The 16687-nt window shown below is 41.2% G+C and carries 11 protein-coding genes and 1 pseudogene; 10 read left to right on the top strand and 2 right to left on the bottom strand.

Features of this window, described 5'->3' with window-relative positions:
* Nucleotides 1-92 precede the first annotated feature (92 nt).
* Nucleotides 93-3122 carry a sister chromatid cohesion protein PDS5 gene (locus AACT52_RS21285; protein WP_073633251.1) on the top strand — a complete coding sequence of 1010 codons (3030 nt, stop codon included), beginning with the start codon at nucleotides 93-95 and terminating at the stop codon, nucleotides 3120-3122.
* A gap of 156 nt (nucleotides 3123-3278) precedes the next feature.
* Here AACT52_RS21285 and AACT52_RS21280 read toward each other — a convergent pair whose 3' ends face one another.
* Complete coding sequence (locus AACT52_RS21280; protein ID WP_143172842.1) at nucleotides 3279-3509, bottom strand: hypothetical protein; 231 nt, start codon at nucleotides 3507-3509, stop codon at nucleotides 3279-3281.
* A gap of 840 nt (nucleotides 3510-4349) precedes the next feature.
* Here AACT52_RS21280 and psaC point away from each other — a divergent pair.
* Together psaC and glmS are read left to right on the top strand one after the other, a co-directional pair.
* On the top strand, nucleotides 4350-4595 hold the full coding sequence (gene psaC / locus AACT52_RS21275; protein ID WP_071838288.1) for a photosystem I iron-sulfur center protein PsaC: 246 nt from the start codon (nucleotides 4350-4352) through the stop codon (nucleotides 4593-4595).
* 359 nt (nucleotides 4596-4954) lie between these two features.
* Nucleotides 4955-6856 carry a glutamine--fructose-6-phosphate transaminase (isomerizing) gene (gene glmS, locus AACT52_RS21270; RefSeq protein ID WP_073633250.1) on the top strand — a complete coding sequence of 634 codons (1902 nt, stop codon included), beginning with the start codon at nucleotides 4955-4957 and terminating at the stop codon, nucleotides 6854-6856.
* 68 nt (nucleotides 6857-6924) lie between these two features.
* On the opposite strand, the gene AACT52_RS21265 is transcribed toward glmS, so the two are convergent.
* Entirely contained in the window at nucleotides 6925-8103 is a 1179-nt protein-coding gene (locus AACT52_RS21265) for an RNA-guided endonuclease InsQ/TnpB family protein (protein WP_143172841.1), read from the bottom strand.
* Between the two features lie 63 nt (nucleotides 8104-8166).
* Here AACT52_RS21265 and AACT52_RS21260 point away from each other — a divergent pair, with 63 nt between their 5' ends.
* The 7 genes and pseudogenes from AACT52_RS21260 to AACT52_RS21230 all read left to right on the top strand — a co-directional run.
* The gene (locus tag AACT52_RS21260; protein ID WP_198940971.1) at nucleotides 8167-8331 is read left to right on the top strand and encodes a hypothetical protein; all 165 of its coding nucleotides are present in this window, start codon (nucleotides 8167-8169) and stop codon (nucleotides 8329-8331) included.
* Between the two features lie 226 nt (nucleotides 8332-8557).
* Entirely contained in the window at nucleotides 8558-8680 is a 123-nt protein-coding gene (locus AACT52_RS21255) for a hypothetical protein (RefSeq protein ID WP_272937114.1), read from the top strand.
* Nucleotides 8656-8823: pseudogene (locus AACT52_RS21250) on the top strand (IS66 family transposase); the annotation flags it as partial. The gene AACT52_RS21255 and the pseudogene AACT52_RS21250, both read left to right, overlap by 25 nt.
* A 103-nt stretch (nucleotides 8824-8926) precedes the next feature.
* Complete coding sequence (locus tag AACT52_RS21245) at nucleotides 8927-11479, top strand: effector-associated domain EAD1-containing protein (RefSeq protein WP_073633249.1); 2553 nt, start codon at nucleotides 8927-8929, stop codon at nucleotides 11477-11479.
* A complete protein-coding gene (locus tag AACT52_RS21240) occupies nucleotides 11466-13619 on the top strand; it encodes a patatin-like phospholipase family protein (RefSeq protein ID WP_073633248.1) in 2154 nt (717 codons plus the stop codon). The genes AACT52_RS21245 and AACT52_RS21240 overlap by 14 nt, the downstream gene beginning before the upstream one ends.
* Before the next feature lie 196 nt (nucleotides 13620-13815).
* Nucleotides 13816-14430, top strand: coding sequence for a hypothetical protein (locus AACT52_RS21235; RefSeq protein WP_233154039.1), 615 nt, complete (start codon nucleotides 13816-13818; stop codon nucleotides 14428-14430).
* A gap of 30 nt (nucleotides 14431-14460) precedes the next feature.
* Nucleotides 14461-16687: NACHT and WD repeat domain-containing protein (locus AACT52_RS21230; RefSeq protein ID WP_073633247.1), on the top strand; the 2227-nt coding region annotated here is incomplete at its 3' end.

Below are 16687 nucleotides of genomic sequence, written 5' to 3'. Positions count from 1 at the left end.
ATAAGTTTACACTTTTAAAATAGCCCTGATGCCTTTCCCTGCACTACCTACGAGTAAGCCATAATAGATTTCAAAACGAGGTATGCAAAAACATGAGCTTGGAATTAGTGGCAGGCATCATCGCACCTTGGTTGGGAGAGTGGATGACAGTCAAAATAGCCGAGGCGGTGCTTGGCGGAGTCAACACTCAGTTAAAACAACAAGATTTAGATAAAGCTTTGAAAACTTGTGTCGCAAAAGCCGATGACCAAGTGAAACTGTTTTGGCGTTGTGAACCAAGATATATTCCTAAATTTCTAGATAGCGTCTTTAAAGATGCGGTAGAAGAGTTACAAAAACCATTCAAAAATCAAGGAACTCCCCAAGTAGACTATTTTCTTGAGGTTTTTAAGAAGTCATTAGAAGAACATCCTAAAATAAAACAAAATATTAATGAATCTCTTATTAAACCTTGGCTTGATATCTTTGTTAAAAATTATTTTGAAGTCACGAATGCCTATTTAAGGTTTAAAATAACTAAAGAAGCCTATCTCAAGCAGATAGCAAATTACTTTGATGATGTCAAGTTTGCAGGTATTGCTGTTGAAGGACAAGAGGTAGATAAATCTGCTCAGTTACCACAAATTTTTGTGATGCCTGATGTGGTAGAAGACATGAGAGAGCGAAATTTGACAGATGAAAAAGATTTCGTATTCTTAGATGCGAATTTAGAAGCATCAGGCATCAGCAAACGTCAAGCAGAATTACTGCAACAGCAAAGACAAATAGGAAGACTTGAAAAAAGCACTGGGAAAAACTTTTCAGCACAAAAATTGTTGACTGAAAGCACATCTCAAAAATTTGTCCTTTTGGGCGCACCGGGTTCTGGTAAGACAACTTTGTTGAGTTATTTTGCTGTAATGCTTGCGCAGAAACAACCAGAAATTCTTGGTTTAGCAGCAGAGACAGATTTACTGCCAATTATCATTAAAATTCGGGATTTAGCCAAACGTGCAGAGCATCTGAGTATTTTAGATTATATTAGACAGTTCGCTACCGGCAATTTACAGGTTAAAGAACTGCCAACAGGTTTTTTTGAGTATTGGCTGGATGATGGACGAGCGTTAATTTTACTTGATGGTTTAGATGAGGTTGCAAACAAGGCAAAGCGGGATGAAATAGTCAATCAGATTGAAGCTTTCTTGAGTCAATATCCGCAAAATAGAACAATCATTACATCTCGTCCAGCAGGGTATAAGAGGGCCTTTTTCCGCGCAGAAGAGTTTCCCCGTTATGCGCTGGAGTCGTTTGACGATACCAAAATTGAAATATTTGTCAAAAAGTGGTACGAAAGCCGCTTTGAAGATCCAGAAGAATCACAAAGTCGGCAGGAAAGTTTACGTCAGGCTTTAGCAGAACAAAAGCGCATCAAAGAATTAGCCCGCAACCCACTGCTACTTACTATTATTGCCCTGATTCATCGCTATGAAGCGTATCTGCCCAGACAGCGACACAAACTTTATGACCGTGCAGTGAAGACTTTATTAACGAATTGGGATGCTGGTAAGGAACTTAATTATAAATTGCCTTGTGAATATCTCCATCACGATGATATTGAACGGTTGATGCAACAACTAGCTTACTGGATTCATACTCAAGGGGGTACGGGGGATAAAGAAGGCGGTACGCTGATTGATAAAGAGGAACTGATTAAGCAATTAAAGCAATTCATCGCTGAAGAAAAATCTATTAAACCACATCAAGCAGAAAAAGAAGCAGAACGCTTTGTAGCACATATTCAGGAACGTGCAGGTTTATTGAATGAACAAGGGCAAGACTGTTACGCCTTTGTACATAAGACATTTCAGGAATATTTGGCAGCACAGGAAATTAAGGATAGACAGGAAGGCGATGGTGATGAGGTGGTGTTGGAGCATATTGAAAAATATCTCCATAACCCCCACTGGCGTGAAGTGTTGCTGTTACTCATCGCTCAACAACACCGGAAGAAAACTGCAAAATTCCTCAACCATATTCTGGAGCAAGATACGCTTTATGAACAATGGGTGCACCGTAACCTTTTCTTTGCTGCCAGTTGTTTAGCAGAAGATTTAGAAGTGCAAGATGAAAGTGTAGCGCAACAGATTTTGCAGCAATTAGTTAACCTGGAAATTAGTGACGATGGGCGGGTGGGTGCAAAAATCCGCGAGCAGGTTTTTAAAAGCTTTTCCAGTTTGAATGAAAGTAGGTTTGAAGCGCAAGCACTGCAACTGTTGAAAGATTCAGCGCAACACATTGATGAAAAGCGGTTGCAAAAATATCGTGTAGCTTTGGGGGAAAAAGAAGAAGTTATAAAAATACTCATAGCGCGACTGGCGGATGAGGATTCTTCGGTGCGTCGGAATGCAGCAGATGCCTTGGGCAAGTTGGGCAATGCTTCAGAGCAGGTGGTGAATGCACTCCTGGGACGACTGGCGGATGAGGATTCTTGGGTGCGTGGGAATGCAGCATCTGCCTTGGGCAAGTTGGGCAATGCTTCAGAGCAGGTGGTGAATGCACTCCTGGGACGACTGGCGGATGAGGATTCTTGGGTGCGTGGGAATGCAGCAGCTGCCTTGGGCAAGTTGGGCAATGCTTCAGAGCAGGTGGTGAATGCACTCCTGGGACGACTGGCGGATGAGGATTCTTGGGTGCGTGGGTATGCAGCAGATGCCTTGGGCAAGTTGGGCAATGCTTCAGAGCAGGTGGTGAATGCACTCCTGGGACGACTCGCGGATAAGGATTCTTCGGTGCGTGGGTATGCAGCATCTGCCTTGGGCAACTTGGGCAATGCTTCAGAGCAGGTGGTGAATGCACTCCTGGGACGACTGGCGGATAAGGATTCTTCGGTGCGTGTGTTTGCAGCATCTGCCTTGGGCAACTTGGGCAATGCTTCAGAGCAGGTGGTGAATGCACTCCTGGGACGACTCGCGGATGAGGATTCTTCGGTGCGTGTGTTTGCAGCATCTGCCTTGGGCAACTTGGGCAAAAACTCCGGCGATGTTGCTACTACTGTCGTCGAATGGGTTTCGCAGCACCAAGATTCAGAATATGTAGGCAGTGGAATTGATGTGTTGTGGGAATTGGTGGCAACGGATGGGTAGGGTTGATCAGTTATATAGCGCTTCTCACTTCGTTGTTATACGCTCGGAACCCCACCCCGGCTTTGGCTTACGCCAAAACCGCCCCTCCCCGCGCGCGGGGAGGGGTTAGGGGTGAGGTCAAAGCGTACTGCATCCAAACGAAAACCGCTATCTATGTTACAATCCGCTATCAAGTGATTTTGTCAACAAGTGAAAGGCGATCGCCCTTTTATCGGTGAGAGTGCGATCGCGCAAAGTACACCATTCCAAGAGGCGATCGCTTTTCTCAAACCTTGAAAAACTCATCAAAACAGGCACACGGAAAATTCTTCTACTTGACACTCCTCGACCTAAAGGTACGAGGATTCTTGCTTCATCCGTCCTCCCTAGATATCCGAATGCAAGCATTCAAATATCCCCGTTTGGATACGTCCACAAGCGCACACGGACTGCCCGACCGTGTTTAAAAGGATTTATTCAATTTTTTTTATTTCTCATTCCCACAGTATGTCGCACGTAGCTGAGCATTGTGGATGGCGAGCTACCAACATTGGCTATCTAGGCGTATTACCGCATTGCCATATACATTCTGGCATACTTGACACAATTCCTCAATAAAGCCGTCCTTCTAGGACGGCGCTTTAAACCCAATTTTTTGGTAAAGTTTTGTTGCTTGTTTTAAAGAGTGCGATCGCGCATTTGATTATCGCGGTTTTCAGTTACATACACTACACGTAGGGGCAGAGCATTGCTGTGCCCCTACAAACAACTCTATTGAAAACGGCTATCATCCAAAACTTTACTAATATTATTTACATTAATTAATACTTTGTTAAAAATCTAAGTCATTGAAAGTGCATTGTGATTTCTGGAAAAGGCTGTCAACAAATAGGTATTATATTGAATGCCCCCAATGGTTTTTCTTATTGACTTTTGATTCATACATCTCTATAATCCAACGAAAAATTTGGAAATAGGTGGAGTACAACCGATTGAAACAGGTGTAAATCGTAGATGTTATGCAAAACTCAAAATTAAAAAGGCTGAAATCTAGTTCCAGGAAAGATTTAGGTAACTTTACACCTGTTATTTAAAGACTCAAAAGCTTTACGGCAATTTAAAGGTGCTTATTACATTCTTTGAAGTTATGTAGCCTTTTAATTACGGACGATAAGCCACTGCGGTAAACTAAGCCTTGATTATAATTCTTTCGCACCAGAAGAATACTCTGAAAGGAGATTTTTTTCAATGTCTCATACCGTAAAAATCTACGATACCTGCATCGGCTGCACACAATGCGTCCGCGCATGCCCCACTGACGTACTGGAGATGGTTCCTTGGGATGGCTGCAAAGCCCAACAAATTGCCTCTTCACCCCGTACAGAAGACTGCGTGGGCTGCAAGCGGTGTGAAACAGCTTGTCCTACCGACTTTTTAAGCATCCGGGTTTACTTGGGATCTGAAACGACTCGCAGTATGGGTCTGGCTTACTAATTTTTCCTTCGGATCGCAGTTAATTATCTCGATAGCAAGCGCTTTTAGGATTGCAGGCTGGGCATTTTCTACCATTTATCCCAATGGTGGGTAATGTCCAGCCTGCACAATTATTACCTTAATCTAAAAGTTTGAAATAAATTGCAACATTGAGCAAGAAAGAACTCTGAACTCAAGAGCCAGAAAACAGACATGCAGTGTTCTCCAAGATTGCATCTCCTAGCCCGCTAGTGCGGGCTTTCTTCGTGTAGTGGGGACTTTCGTTGTTAGGGCAAAGTTGTTCTTCTGTGCCAAAATACTACCTTTGTGTTAGCAACTATACTGGGTTTATTAATTCTATAAAGAAAGTGGTGTGATCCATGTGCGGGATTGTTGGCTATATTGGCACTCAAACGGCAACAGAAATTTTGCTATCCGGGCTGGAAAAACTAGAGTATCGCGGCTACGATTCAGCGGGAATCGCCACGATCTGGGAAGGTGAAGTTAATTGTGTCCGGGCAAAAGGCAAACTTCACAACCTGCGTTCTAAGCTAGAACAAGTAGAAACCCACGCTCAAATTGGTATTGGTCACACTCGCTGGGCAACTCATGGTAAGCCAGAAGAGTACAATGCCCATCCACATATGGATGCAGCTATGCGAATAGCAGTGGTTGTAAATGGGATTATTGAAAACTACAGTGAGTTGCGCGAGGAACTGAAACAGAAAGGATACCAGTTTCGCTCAGATACAGATGTTGAAGTTATTCCCCACCTGATAGCTGAGTTTTTCAAGCACTCCCCCGCTTCTGTTGTTCCTTTTTCCCCCTCTCTCTTCCTTGAGGCTGTTCGCCATACTGTTAATAAACTCAGAGGGGCGTTTGCGATCGCACTGATCAGTGCTGACTACCCCGACGAACTCATCGTCGTTCGACAACAAGCACCCATAGTCATTGGTTTTGGGCAAGGGGAATTTTTCTGCGCCTCCGACACACCAGCGATTATTGCTTACACCCGTGCGGTATTACCCCTAGACAACGGAGAATTAGCACGTCTGACACCTTTGGGTGTTGAGATTTACAACTTTGCTGGTGAAAGGTTGAAGAAACAGCCCCGCCTGCTCAACTTGAATCCCATGATGGTGGAAAAGCAGGGATTCAAGCACTTCATGCTCAAGGAAATCTACGAGCAACCGGGAGTTGTACGAGCTTGTTTAGATGCTTACTTCAATCCTGATTGGAATGTAGGTGATTCTACCAATTCTCCGGTGAAGCTTGGTTTATCGGCGGATATTTACGGTGACTTAGAACAAATTCAAATCATCGCCTGTGGTACCAGTTGGCACGCCGGAGTCGTAGGGCAATACTTACTCCAACAGCTGGCGGGAATTCCTACGCAGGTGCATTACGCTTCGGAGTTTCGCTATGCACCGCCACCCCTGACACCTAATACGCTAACGATTGGCGTGACTCAATCAGGTGAAACAGCTGATACGCTAGCAGCTTTGACGATGGAAAAAGAACGTCGCCAGGGTAAAGAACCTAAGTATCAGGCGCGGCTGCTGGGGATTACCAATCGCCCAGAAAGCACCCTAGGTCAAATGATATTTCATATTATCAATACTTTGGCGGGAATTGAAATTGGAGTCGCGGCGACGAAAACTTTTATCGCCCAACTGATGGCGTTTTACGCTTTGGCTTTGGATTTAGCGTATCTTCGTCAGACTATTCCGCCAACAAGATTACAGGAGATTATTAACGGGTTGCGGCAAATTCCAGGTGAAATTGAAGCAACTTTGGAAAAACAAGAGCATTATATAGAGCAGTTGGCTCATGAGTTTGCAGAAACTAAAGATTTCATCTTTTTGGGAAGGGGAATTAATTACCCCATAGCCTTAGAAGGAGCGTTGAAATTAAAGGAAATCAGTTATATTCATGCAGAGGGATATCCCGCTGGCGAAATGAAGCATGGACCTATTGCTTTGTTGGATGCAAAAGTGCCAGTCGTGGCGATCGCTATGCCTGGAAGTGTCTACGAAAAAGTCATTTCTAACGCCCAAGAGGCAAAAGCCCGTGATTCTCGGTTAATTGGTGTGACTCCAGTTAACGATGGGGAAGCAGCGGAAATCTTTAACGATCTTATCCCGGTATCAAAAGTCGATGAATTGCTTTCTCCAATTCTCACGGTGATTCCTCTGCAATTGCTGGCTTATCATATTGCGGCGCGTCGTGGTTTGGATGTCGATCAGCCAAGGAATTTGGCGAAGTCTGTAACGGTGGAATAATATAATTTCAGGTGACATACTCCCACACCGAATCATAGATTACGGTGTGGGCTTCTCAGACAATCCGGCTATTGCGCGCGGAGGCTCTGAGCTTTAAGAACGGAATGCCCTACCGCTCTATTTCTTATATTTATCGCTGCATTGTGGTCACGACCGAGGCTCAGACCACACTGGCAAGAATGCCATCTTTCATGCAGCTTTTTAGGAACTTTTGCACCACAACTAGAGCAATCTTGAGACGTGTTCTTAGGATTTACAGCTATTACTAGCAAACCAGCATTTTCGGCTTTGTTTGTAAGTATTGATAGGAAGCTTGACCATCCAGCATCATGCATAGATTTAGCTAGCCGCGTTCTTGAAAGTCCTTTAACGTTGAGGTCTTCATGAACAACAACGTCATATTTTGATAGCAGTTGTTTTGCTGTTTTGAAATGGAAATCTTTACGTTTGTCAGCAACTTTCTTATGCTGTTTAGCCAGTTGCTTAACAGATTTATGTCTACGGTTGCTGCCTTTTTTACGACGCGATACCCGCTTTTGAATAACTCGCAGACGTTTTTGAGCTTTGCGGTAGTGTTGAGGAATTCCAACAGGTTCACCATCAGAAGTTGTTAAAAACTCCTTTAAACCCATATCAATTCCTGTTATTGATTCGGGATTAATATCTGGTTTAACAGTAGGAATTGTTGCATCTTCAAGACTAACGGTACAATAGTAACCATCAGCCTTCTTAGTAACAGACGCAGTTTTTACCTTGAATCCATCAGGTATCGGACGATGCAAAACAATCTTAATTTGACCTAGTTTTGGTAGGTTGATTAAGTTACTTTGAATGCAATCATCTTTCATTTGTGGATAGGTAAAAGTCCGGTAACGGTCGCGAGATTTAAAGCGAGGTCTACCGCTTCTATTACCGTTGCTATCTCCACTTAAAAAACGGTCAAATGTTAACTTAACGCGACTACATACATCCTGCAAAACCTGTGAATGAATATCACCATAATGAGGATGAGTCTTTTTGAGGTTTGGTAGAGTTTTCTTTTGACTGTAATAATCTGGGTTGTCGCGTAATTCTGGAATATGACAAACAAGAGGACAAGCGTTGATTTGGCAACGATTTTGCTCATACCAATCAAATCTGTCAGCCAACAAGTAGTTATATTGAGCGCAAAGCATGGACAGCCATCTGTCTATACTTGCTGTTTGTTTCTTGGTTGGTCGTAGTTTGTATTGATATGCAGTCCTCATTTGTTTATCACCTCCTTCTTGCAGCTATGATAACATAAATGCAAAGGCGTTGTGTAGGCAGTTATGAAGAATAAAGCATTAAATTTGAGGATATCAGAACGCAGATTAAATAAGTTGCGGCTATATTCAGCTTGGAAAGACAAGACTATGACCCAAATACTTGAAGACTTCATTGACTCGTTACCGACTCCAGAGATAGGCAATTCCTCATCGACCAACGAGCGATAGTGAACTGCGTTCACTATCGCTCGTTGGTCAATTCGTCCGCAGCCCGGAATTCATCCCAACACGCTCCCTGAGTACAGGTACAGTGTGGGGCTTCTTCCGCTTCAAGCTAAAAAAGATTTTGTGGAGGAATAAAAAAGTCGTATAACAAATAAAAAAGTTATACAATATATAAAAAAGTTGTATAATTTACCGGTAGCTGCATACAGAAGCATCTACAGGAGTTTTTATGGCTAGACGTAAGCAAGATTGGACGCAAGCCAAGTTTGAGTGTTACTGTAAGGAAGATCCTGGTCAGGGTAGTGGGAAAGACTATCAGCCCTGGATAAAGTCAGTGGCGGTTCCCGCTTAATGGAGCGCTTCCAAGACACTGCCAATTTATTGACCGTTATAAAAACTTGCCGTCGCCAAGGACGTTCTGTCATTGAATTTTTTGAGCGAGCTATAAAAGCAATGGTCAATTCTAATATGCAAGCACCATCTTTAATACCTTAACTTTAGACCTGAATCCTTACAAAATAACTAAATAGTCATGGGGTTTAAAGTATCAGCCGCAACAATTGTCAACTCGTATTAAAAATATTGGGAATCGATAAATATGAGTTTATCACGTCAACAGCGTAAACAACTAGAACTCGCTTTAATCAGTGCTTTTCCAAGTATATCATTGCTTGAACGGCTGTTATATTTTGAATTAGACAAAAACCTAAAGGAAATTACTAGAGACAGCAGCTTACAAAACATTGTTTTCAACATAATACAAACAGCAGAATCTCAGGGATGGCTTGAAGAACTCATTCGTGTTTCATATAACGAGAATTCTGGAAATCCGCTTTTACAAGCAATTGCACAAGAATTATTCGCAGGGGAAACACCCCAAACTTCATCGCTTAATACACCCCAACACCGGAAAATTTTACTATTAGCAGCGCTTTCCCAGGACTTGCGTTTAGATAAAGAAATTCGAAAAGTAGAAGAAACTATCAAACGGGCAGTCCGACGAGATTTATTTGAAATAAAAATTAGAACTGCTGTACGTCCTCAAGATATTCGCAGAGCGCTCGCAGAAGAACGTCCTCAAATTGTGCATTTCTGTGGACATGGCATGGAGGATGGTAGTTTAGTATTAGAGGATGATTTTGGAAACCATAAACCTGTATTACCAACAGGACTAGCAGCATTGTTTAGGCTGCATAGTGATTATGTTAAGTGTGTGTTACTGAATGCTTGTTATTCAGCCTCTCCAGGACAAGCAATTAGCAAACATATTAATTATGTAATTGGCATGAACCAGCCAATTGAGGACAGAGCAGCGATTGTATTCGCTCAAGGATTTTATGATGGGCTGGGATATGAGAATGTAGATAATCTGGATGTGATTCAAAGAGCATTTAACGAAGGGCTCGTTGCAATTGAATTAGAAAACCTTTTACAGGATGCAATACCAATTTTGTGGAATTTGGGTACTGCTCAAGAATTATTAATATTAACAAGTTACAGTCTTTTTGAGGAAGGAAAAGTAAGTATTAAAGGACTTCAATCAATTTTGAGGCAAGTTCCAGAATCAATTTCAACAGCAGGTCTTGTTGATGATGCTATAGAAATAAACAGTACAGATCCTGATAGTGCTGAATATGGCAAGTATATCGTTCCATTTTATAAAAAGGTAAAACAAATTCAATCACAGATTCACAAGGAAACCTCTCTTAATTCATCATTGAAAATTGTTGCAAATTCTTTAGAAAAATCTATTAAAAATATTAAATGGCACAGTTTTTTCTCTGTAATACCTAAACCTAGATTTGGGCTAAAGCACAATGAAAGGCAACAACTAAAATTTGTTGTTACTAACATTACTAGTACCGAGATACCAGATATAGAGATGAATATACAGTCATCTGCTGAAATAGAAATTCAAGAAAATAATACATATAAAACATACAAAGCAGGTGAAGAATATGAATTTCTTTACTTCGTGAAACCACTTGTAGCGAAACAAATAGCAATCAGCTATAAAATTAATGGTAATTTTGGTAAACCTATTTATGTTTCGTCCAACCGGACAAATCCATTTGTTCCAGGTCAACCCGCTTTTAGCGCACATTTTGTTGGTCGCGAGACTGAATTACAACATATACGTGAGGAAATTTATAAGCAACATTTTTTAATTTTTGGTCCACGTCGGATTGGAAAAACCTCTGTTTTGTATCAGTTAAAGGAGGAATTAGCGGAAAGCTACCTACCAATATATATCTCTTTACAGAAATTTAATACAACAGATGGTAATTTACTTTTCGACCAACTTGTCAAGGATATTATGTGTGAATTAGCCGAACGAAAACAATTTTTCGTTCAAGATTCAGAGACGACTGATGATAGGCTTAAGAAGCTAAAAAATAGTCTTAAAGATGAAAGACTATTACTTCTTATAGATGAAATGGATGTAGGAAAAGAAGTAAATGATTTTTCTATTTTCTTAGAACGAATGCGGGCTATGATGCAACAAGAATCTTCAATCCGTGTTGTATTTTCTTCTGGTCCATTTATAACAAAAGATTTAGTTAATTACAGATCTCCACTTTACAATATGGTAAAGCACATTTCCTTAAATCGCTTCACACCGCAAGCTTCAGAGAAATTACTTCGTTTAGCAGAAGATCAAGACATCAGATTTGAAGATGGAATAATCCAAGAATGTCTCCACTGGACTGGCAACCTCCCTTCATATCTACAAATCTTAGGTGATAAGATATATCATAATCTTAAAGACAAAGATATTTCTGATAGAAAGGTATCACAACCAATTTTAGCTGAAATTAAGCATTTAATGAAATATGATCCTATTGAACGGAAGCGCATGTGGGATATGTTAAGTTGTATAGAAAAAGCAATTCTTGCTTTTCACGCCCATAACAAATTAGCAGATATAGCTCAAATTAAAAAAGACATTGAACAAATATCTGGTAGAGATTTTCCTTTTTCTGATATTAGAGAAGGATTAGAAAATCTTGTTGGATATGGTTTTTTGAAAGATAACGGGGGTAAATATGAAGTAACAGCGGAACTAATTCAAGAATGGCTAATTAGTATTTTATCTTACCCAGAAGAGATACAAGATATTTTTAATAATTATAGCAATGATATTGAATGAGCATCAAAAAAGATTAATACTCGAATATTTTAATCCTGCTAAACCTGTTACAACACCAACAAACCTTAAGGGAAGAGAACAAGAACTTAAGGAAGGTATAGATTATCTCCTTAGCGGAGACTGTATTATTATCCAAGGTTCTAGAAGAACCGGGAAAACTTCACTTCTACATTGTCTTCGCGCACTATGTTTAGAACGAAATCAACGTTGTGCATACATCTCTTTTCAGAGTATTGAAAACTATGATAGTAAAACGTTTGTACATCATCTAATTCTGGAACTATTCTCTGCGTTAAAAGTAGAAAACATTAATTCTGAAGAATGTAGATTACATACTTCTCTCAAAAAATTAGGGCGAGCTATTGAAACAAAATTCGAGGAGAATCCGTACATTGTTGTATTTATTGATGAGTTCCAAGCTACACAAGAACTAACACCAACAGAGAGAACTATCTTTTATAATCAACTTCGGAATGTGATTGATGAACGCGCTATTCATCCTGAGCTAAACAAGTTTGTCTTTGTAATTTCAACATCTCAGAGTCTTTCAGAACTCAGTAAAGGTACATCATCCACTTTGGCATCGGCGTTTACAAAAACTTTTATATTACGTAATATCTCGAGGAGTAGTTGTAAAGAATTAATACAACAACCGTTCAGTAATATTATAAAAATTGAAGATGAGATTATTCGTCTTATTACTGAAGAGACTTGTGGAAATCCATATATTTTAAAACTATGGATATATACGACTTTGATAGCTAATTCTTCAGTATTCTTTTCAAATTCAACAACATATAATATTCAAGAATTATTTGAAATTCAATTAAAAACCTTAGTTGAAGATTTATCTCATCCTCATTTCACAATGTTAACAAATGGTTTGAATAATGTTGAACTAGAGATTTTGTATGAGATAAATAAGTATACAAAAATGAGTGTGAAAAATATTTATAATGGATATTTAACCAATGGAAAAACAATAGATATCCCTTCTATAAGAGAAGCATTAAAAAAAATTGAAAATCTACAAATAATTTATAAAGACAATAATTATGAAATTTGTTTTTCTAACAAAATATATGAAAAATGGTTTACTTTCTTTTTTAAAGACTATAACGAAAAATCTCCATCCAATAAGGAAGCTGATAGTTCACTGGCACTTATAATGAAAGGTGGTGGTGTTAAAGGATTAGCTTATGTTGGTGCATTGAAAGAACTTCTTAGAGAATCTTATAATTTTAATTGGTTTATTGGTACTTCAGCAGGAGCAATTGCTGCTGTTTTACTTGGAGCTGGGTTCACTTTAGATGAACTCACACGTCTGCTTTCTGAAAAAAATTACCGTGATTTCCTTGATGCAAAATGGTATCAGTGGCCAACAAATTTTATTTTTTATGGAGGACTCTTTCCAGGTGTTAAATTTACGGATTGGATTGATAAACTCTTAGCAGAAAAGCTTAACAGCCCAGGACCTGTTAAGCTTTGTGATCTGCCTTACCGAGTGACAATATATGCTAGCCGTAGGGGTAAGGATGCACTTGTATTTGATTCCTACAATCCTGAGTCTAAAAATACACCTGCTGCATACGCTGTTCGTTGTAGTATGTCAATTCCTTTTATTTTTGTGCCTCAAAGAGAGGCCGGTTTAAGAGTGTTTGATGGTGGTATGCAAAACAATTATCCAGTAAGAATTTTGCTAGGTGATAATCCAGGTTTAAAGTTTGTAGGTCTTTACTTAGGTGCTGAGCATTACGAAGGGCAAGGAAAGGAAGGATGGGTAGTTAGTGATTTACTGTCGATTTGGACGGAATCTTCTGATGTTGAAGCGCTCAGATTATACCAAACTCAAACCGTTATAATTGATCCGCGACCAATCTCAACTGTAGATTTTGGTCTTGCCGACCACGAAAAGAAATTTTTACTAAAAACAGGACGCCTAGCAGCTCTTAAATTTCTACGTAAGCGAGGTCTAATAAAAAACGACAATGAAGTTGAATCGGAACAAGAACAGGTAAGACTGGAGCGCGATACACTCACCATTAGACGAAGGAAACAACGGCAACAACGTATAATCATAGTAGTGGCTATACTCTTGATAATAGTAATATTTATAGTGTGGAATTTCCTGACTCACTAAACTCCGTCATTTTGAAAACTTATAATAGAAGCTAACCCTATTTTGTCACTCTCGGAAAACAATAATCGAAGCCAAATTCTGAGATTTTGATTTAATGAAGGTTTGAGGCTTTATTTTCGCTCCAGAAACTAAAATTTATAGACAAAAAGTGGAAATTAAAGCCCTGTAACCGTTTGGGCGATTGGGTTCTCCCAAAGTGACAAAACAGGGTGGAAGAACTTACTCCGATTGTTTTGAACTAGGTTGCGCTTCTATTGACCTAGAAGGAATTCCCGAGTCACAAACCCCTGTACTCAAAGCCAGACGACGTTACTATCAAACACAACCACAAACCAATTTCGAGAGTGTAGCGTCTGCAAAATCTTCTGCTAGGGATGATTTTAGGAGCGATGATTTCAAGGTTGGACAAAATCGCTCTGTTTCTATTGGAGGTAGTGTCACTGGTAGCGCAATTCTTTCAGGCGATCGCAACGTTGCCAATATACAATTTCAGCCAGTGAGTTTACCTGCGCCTGAAAGTGTTGATATTCGAGCGGAACTCAATGCGCTGCATGAAGCACTGGCAAAGCTGGAAAGTCCGGATCGTCGCAAGATTGAGAATGCCTTTGCTGATGCCTCAGAAGAGGTAAACAAGCCCAAGCCGGATAAAGATGAGGTGGGGAAGGCATTAGACCGAGCGCTTGATTATGCCAAGAAAGCTGAGGGATTTGCTTCTGTGGTTGAAAAACTTAAACCTCACTTAATCAAAACAACGGCTTGGTTAGGAGAGAACTGGCATAAGCTACTAAGTATCGTTGGTTTGGGAATTTAACAGGAGTGCATTGATATTGGAGCAAAATTGATGAGTGACAGCACTTTTGGGGGAGAAAATCGCAGCATTGCAATTGAACGAGATGCACTCAGCAGTGCGATTATTTCAGGGGATGGCAATAGGGTTGTCATTTACCAATATCACACCGCTCAACAAATTCAATCAGAATTATTGCCTGTTGAAACTAACATTGGTCCCAATCCTTACAAAGGTCTGTTGGCGTTTGATGAAGAGGATGCGGAGCGCTATTTTGGTCGGGAAGCGCAGATTTCGCGACTGTGGAATGTGTTTCGCACTCTTCACGAGGATGTATCTCAAATCCGCTTGCTCCCCATTTTAGGACCATCGGGAAGTGGTAAGTCTTCTCTAGCACGCGCCGGATTAATTCCAGAACTAGCGCGGCGACCCCTTCCGGGAAAAAAGCAGGCGCAGGTGACGATACTGGTGCCTGGGGCGCATCCCTTGGAAGCTTTAGCTGGGGTTTTGGCGCGGGTGGCGACACAGGACCTTACCCCCGTGGCGAAGACACGGGAGTTTGTTGATGAATTGCAGCGCATTAATAAGACAGGTGCATACGATGGTTTGCGGCGCATCGCTGATATGCTGCCTCAAATTGCCCAATCTTCCTTAGTAGTGCTGGTGGATCAGTTTGAGGAGGTCTACTCGCTGTGCAAAAATGCTGATGAACGCAAGGCTTTTATTGAAAATTTAGTTGATGCTGCTGCTGACCACTCTGCCCGTGTTTCTGTGATTGTAACCTTACGCAGTGACTTTCTCGGCGAAACCCAAAGGCATCCTGTGCTGAATCAACTTGTTGCTCAACTCGGCTTAATTATCCCAGCAATGACTGCTGATGAACTGCAGCAAGCTATAGCCAAGCCAGCAGAACTGGCGGGTCATCCTTTAGATGAGGCGACGGTGAATTTATTAGTTCAGGAAGCCCAAGGACGAGAGGGAGCATTGCCCTTGCTTCAGTTTGCTCTCACAAGAATTTGGGAAGGGTTAACCCAAGGAATTGAACCTGCTGTAACGCTGAAACAAATCGGTGGAGTTGGCGGTGCGCTGGCTGGGGAAGCTCAACGGATTTTTGACAACCTCAGTCCTGAAGAAAAAGAAATTGCCCGACGCATTTTTCTGGGATTGGTACAGTTGGGAGAAGGGGCAAAGGACACCCGCCGCCGTGCTGCGTTTGCAGGGCTTGTCTCACACAAAGACAGTCCAGAGCAAGTCAAACAAGTGATTGGCAAATTTGCCGCCCGTGATGTGCGCTTAATTACCCTCTCCTCTGTTCCAGAAGCAGGCGAAACAGCGGAAGTGACTCATGAAGCGCTGTTTGAGCACTGGCGTCAGTTGGATCAATGGTTGGACAGCAGTCGCAGTGACATACGCTTTGGGCGTCGCTTAGAGGAAGCTGCAAAAGCTTGGGATGAACATGAGCGCAAAGAGGGAAGTCTTTGGCGTCCTCCTGATTTGGATTTGCTGCAGCGTTATCACCAGCGAGCGGGTAACGACATGACACCGCTGCAATTAGAATTTTTCTATGCCTCCGTGGATGCAGAAGAGGCAAGGAAGCAAGCCGCTATTAAAGCGGAGAAAGAACAAAAACGGCAACGACAACTTTGGATTGGGGCGTTAAGTACAGGTTTTGTATTCACAACAACAATAGCATGCTTTGCTATTTACCAGTGGCAAGGCTCAGAAAGAGGGCGAATAGAACAAACTGCTTTAGCAGCCAAAAGTTTGTTATCAGCAGATCCCTTAACAAGTTTGGTAACAGCAATTAATCTTGTAGGACAAAGTCGCTCACCTTTGTTTAGTTTCCCCAATCAATCATTACCCTCATCAGTACAAGACAGCTTATTCAGTGCAGTCCAAAATAGTAGAGAGAAAAATATTTTCAGAATTCATAACAGTTCCGTAAACTTAGTAGCAATAAGTACAGACGGTCAGACAATTGTCAGTGGTGGTGATGATGGCAAAGTGCGGTTGTGGGATAGCAAGGGCAAGCAAGTCACTGAATGGAGAGGTCATCAGGGTGACGTAAATTCAGTAGTAATAAGTACAGATAAACGGACAATTGTCAGTGGTGGTGATGATGGCAAAGTGCGGTTGTGGGATAGCAAGGGCAAGCAACTCGCTGAATTGAGAGGTCATGATCATTCGGTAACATCAATAGCAATCAGCACAGATAAGCAGACAATTTTGATACTCCCCACGGCTAAAAGCCGGGGGATTCTTGAAGAGTCCACAAACGAAC

Origin of the sequence: Scytonema sp. HK-05 (assembly GCF_963872035.1) — a bacterium.
In the GTDB taxonomy this organism is placed as follows: domain Bacteria; phylum Cyanobacteriota; class Cyanobacteriia; order Cyanobacteriales; family Nostocaceae; genus Kalymmatonema.
This window is presented reverse-complemented; position numbering and strand designations above follow the sequence as displayed.

Coding starts and splice junctions, on each gene's coding strand:
- AACT52_RS21280 (WP_143172842.1), bottom strand. CDS start 3,509: ATGCTTGCATTCGGATATCTAGGGAGGACGGATGAAGCAAGAATCCTC.
- AACT52_RS21260 (WP_198940971.1), top strand. CDS start 8,167: ATGAAGAATAAAGCATTAAATTTGAGGATATCAGAACGCAGATTAAAT.
- AACT52_RS21285 (WP_073633251.1), top strand. CDS start 93: ATGAGCTTGGAATTAGTGGCAGGCATCATCGCACCTTGGTTGGGAGAG.
- glmS (WP_073633250.1), top strand. CDS start 4,955: ATGTGCGGGATTGTTGGCTATATTGGCACTCAAACGGCAACAGAAATT.
- AACT52_RS21265 (WP_143172841.1), bottom strand. CDS start 8,103: ATGAGGACTGCATATCAATACAAACTACGACCAACCAAGAAACAAACA.
- AACT52_RS21255 (WP_272937114.1), top strand. CDS start 8,558: ATGGCTAGACGTAAGCAAGATTGGACGCAAGCCAAGTTTGAGTGTTAC.
- AACT52_RS21245 (WP_073633249.1), top strand. CDS start 8,927: ATGAGTTTATCACGTCAACAGCGTAAACAACTAGAACTCGCTTTAATC.
- AACT52_RS21240 (WP_073633248.1), top strand. CDS start 11,466: ATGATATTGAATGAGCATCAAAAAAGATTAATACTCGAATATTTTAAT.
- psaC (WP_071838288.1), top strand. CDS start 4,350: ATGTCTCATACCGTAAAAATCTACGATACCTGCATCGGCTGCACACAA.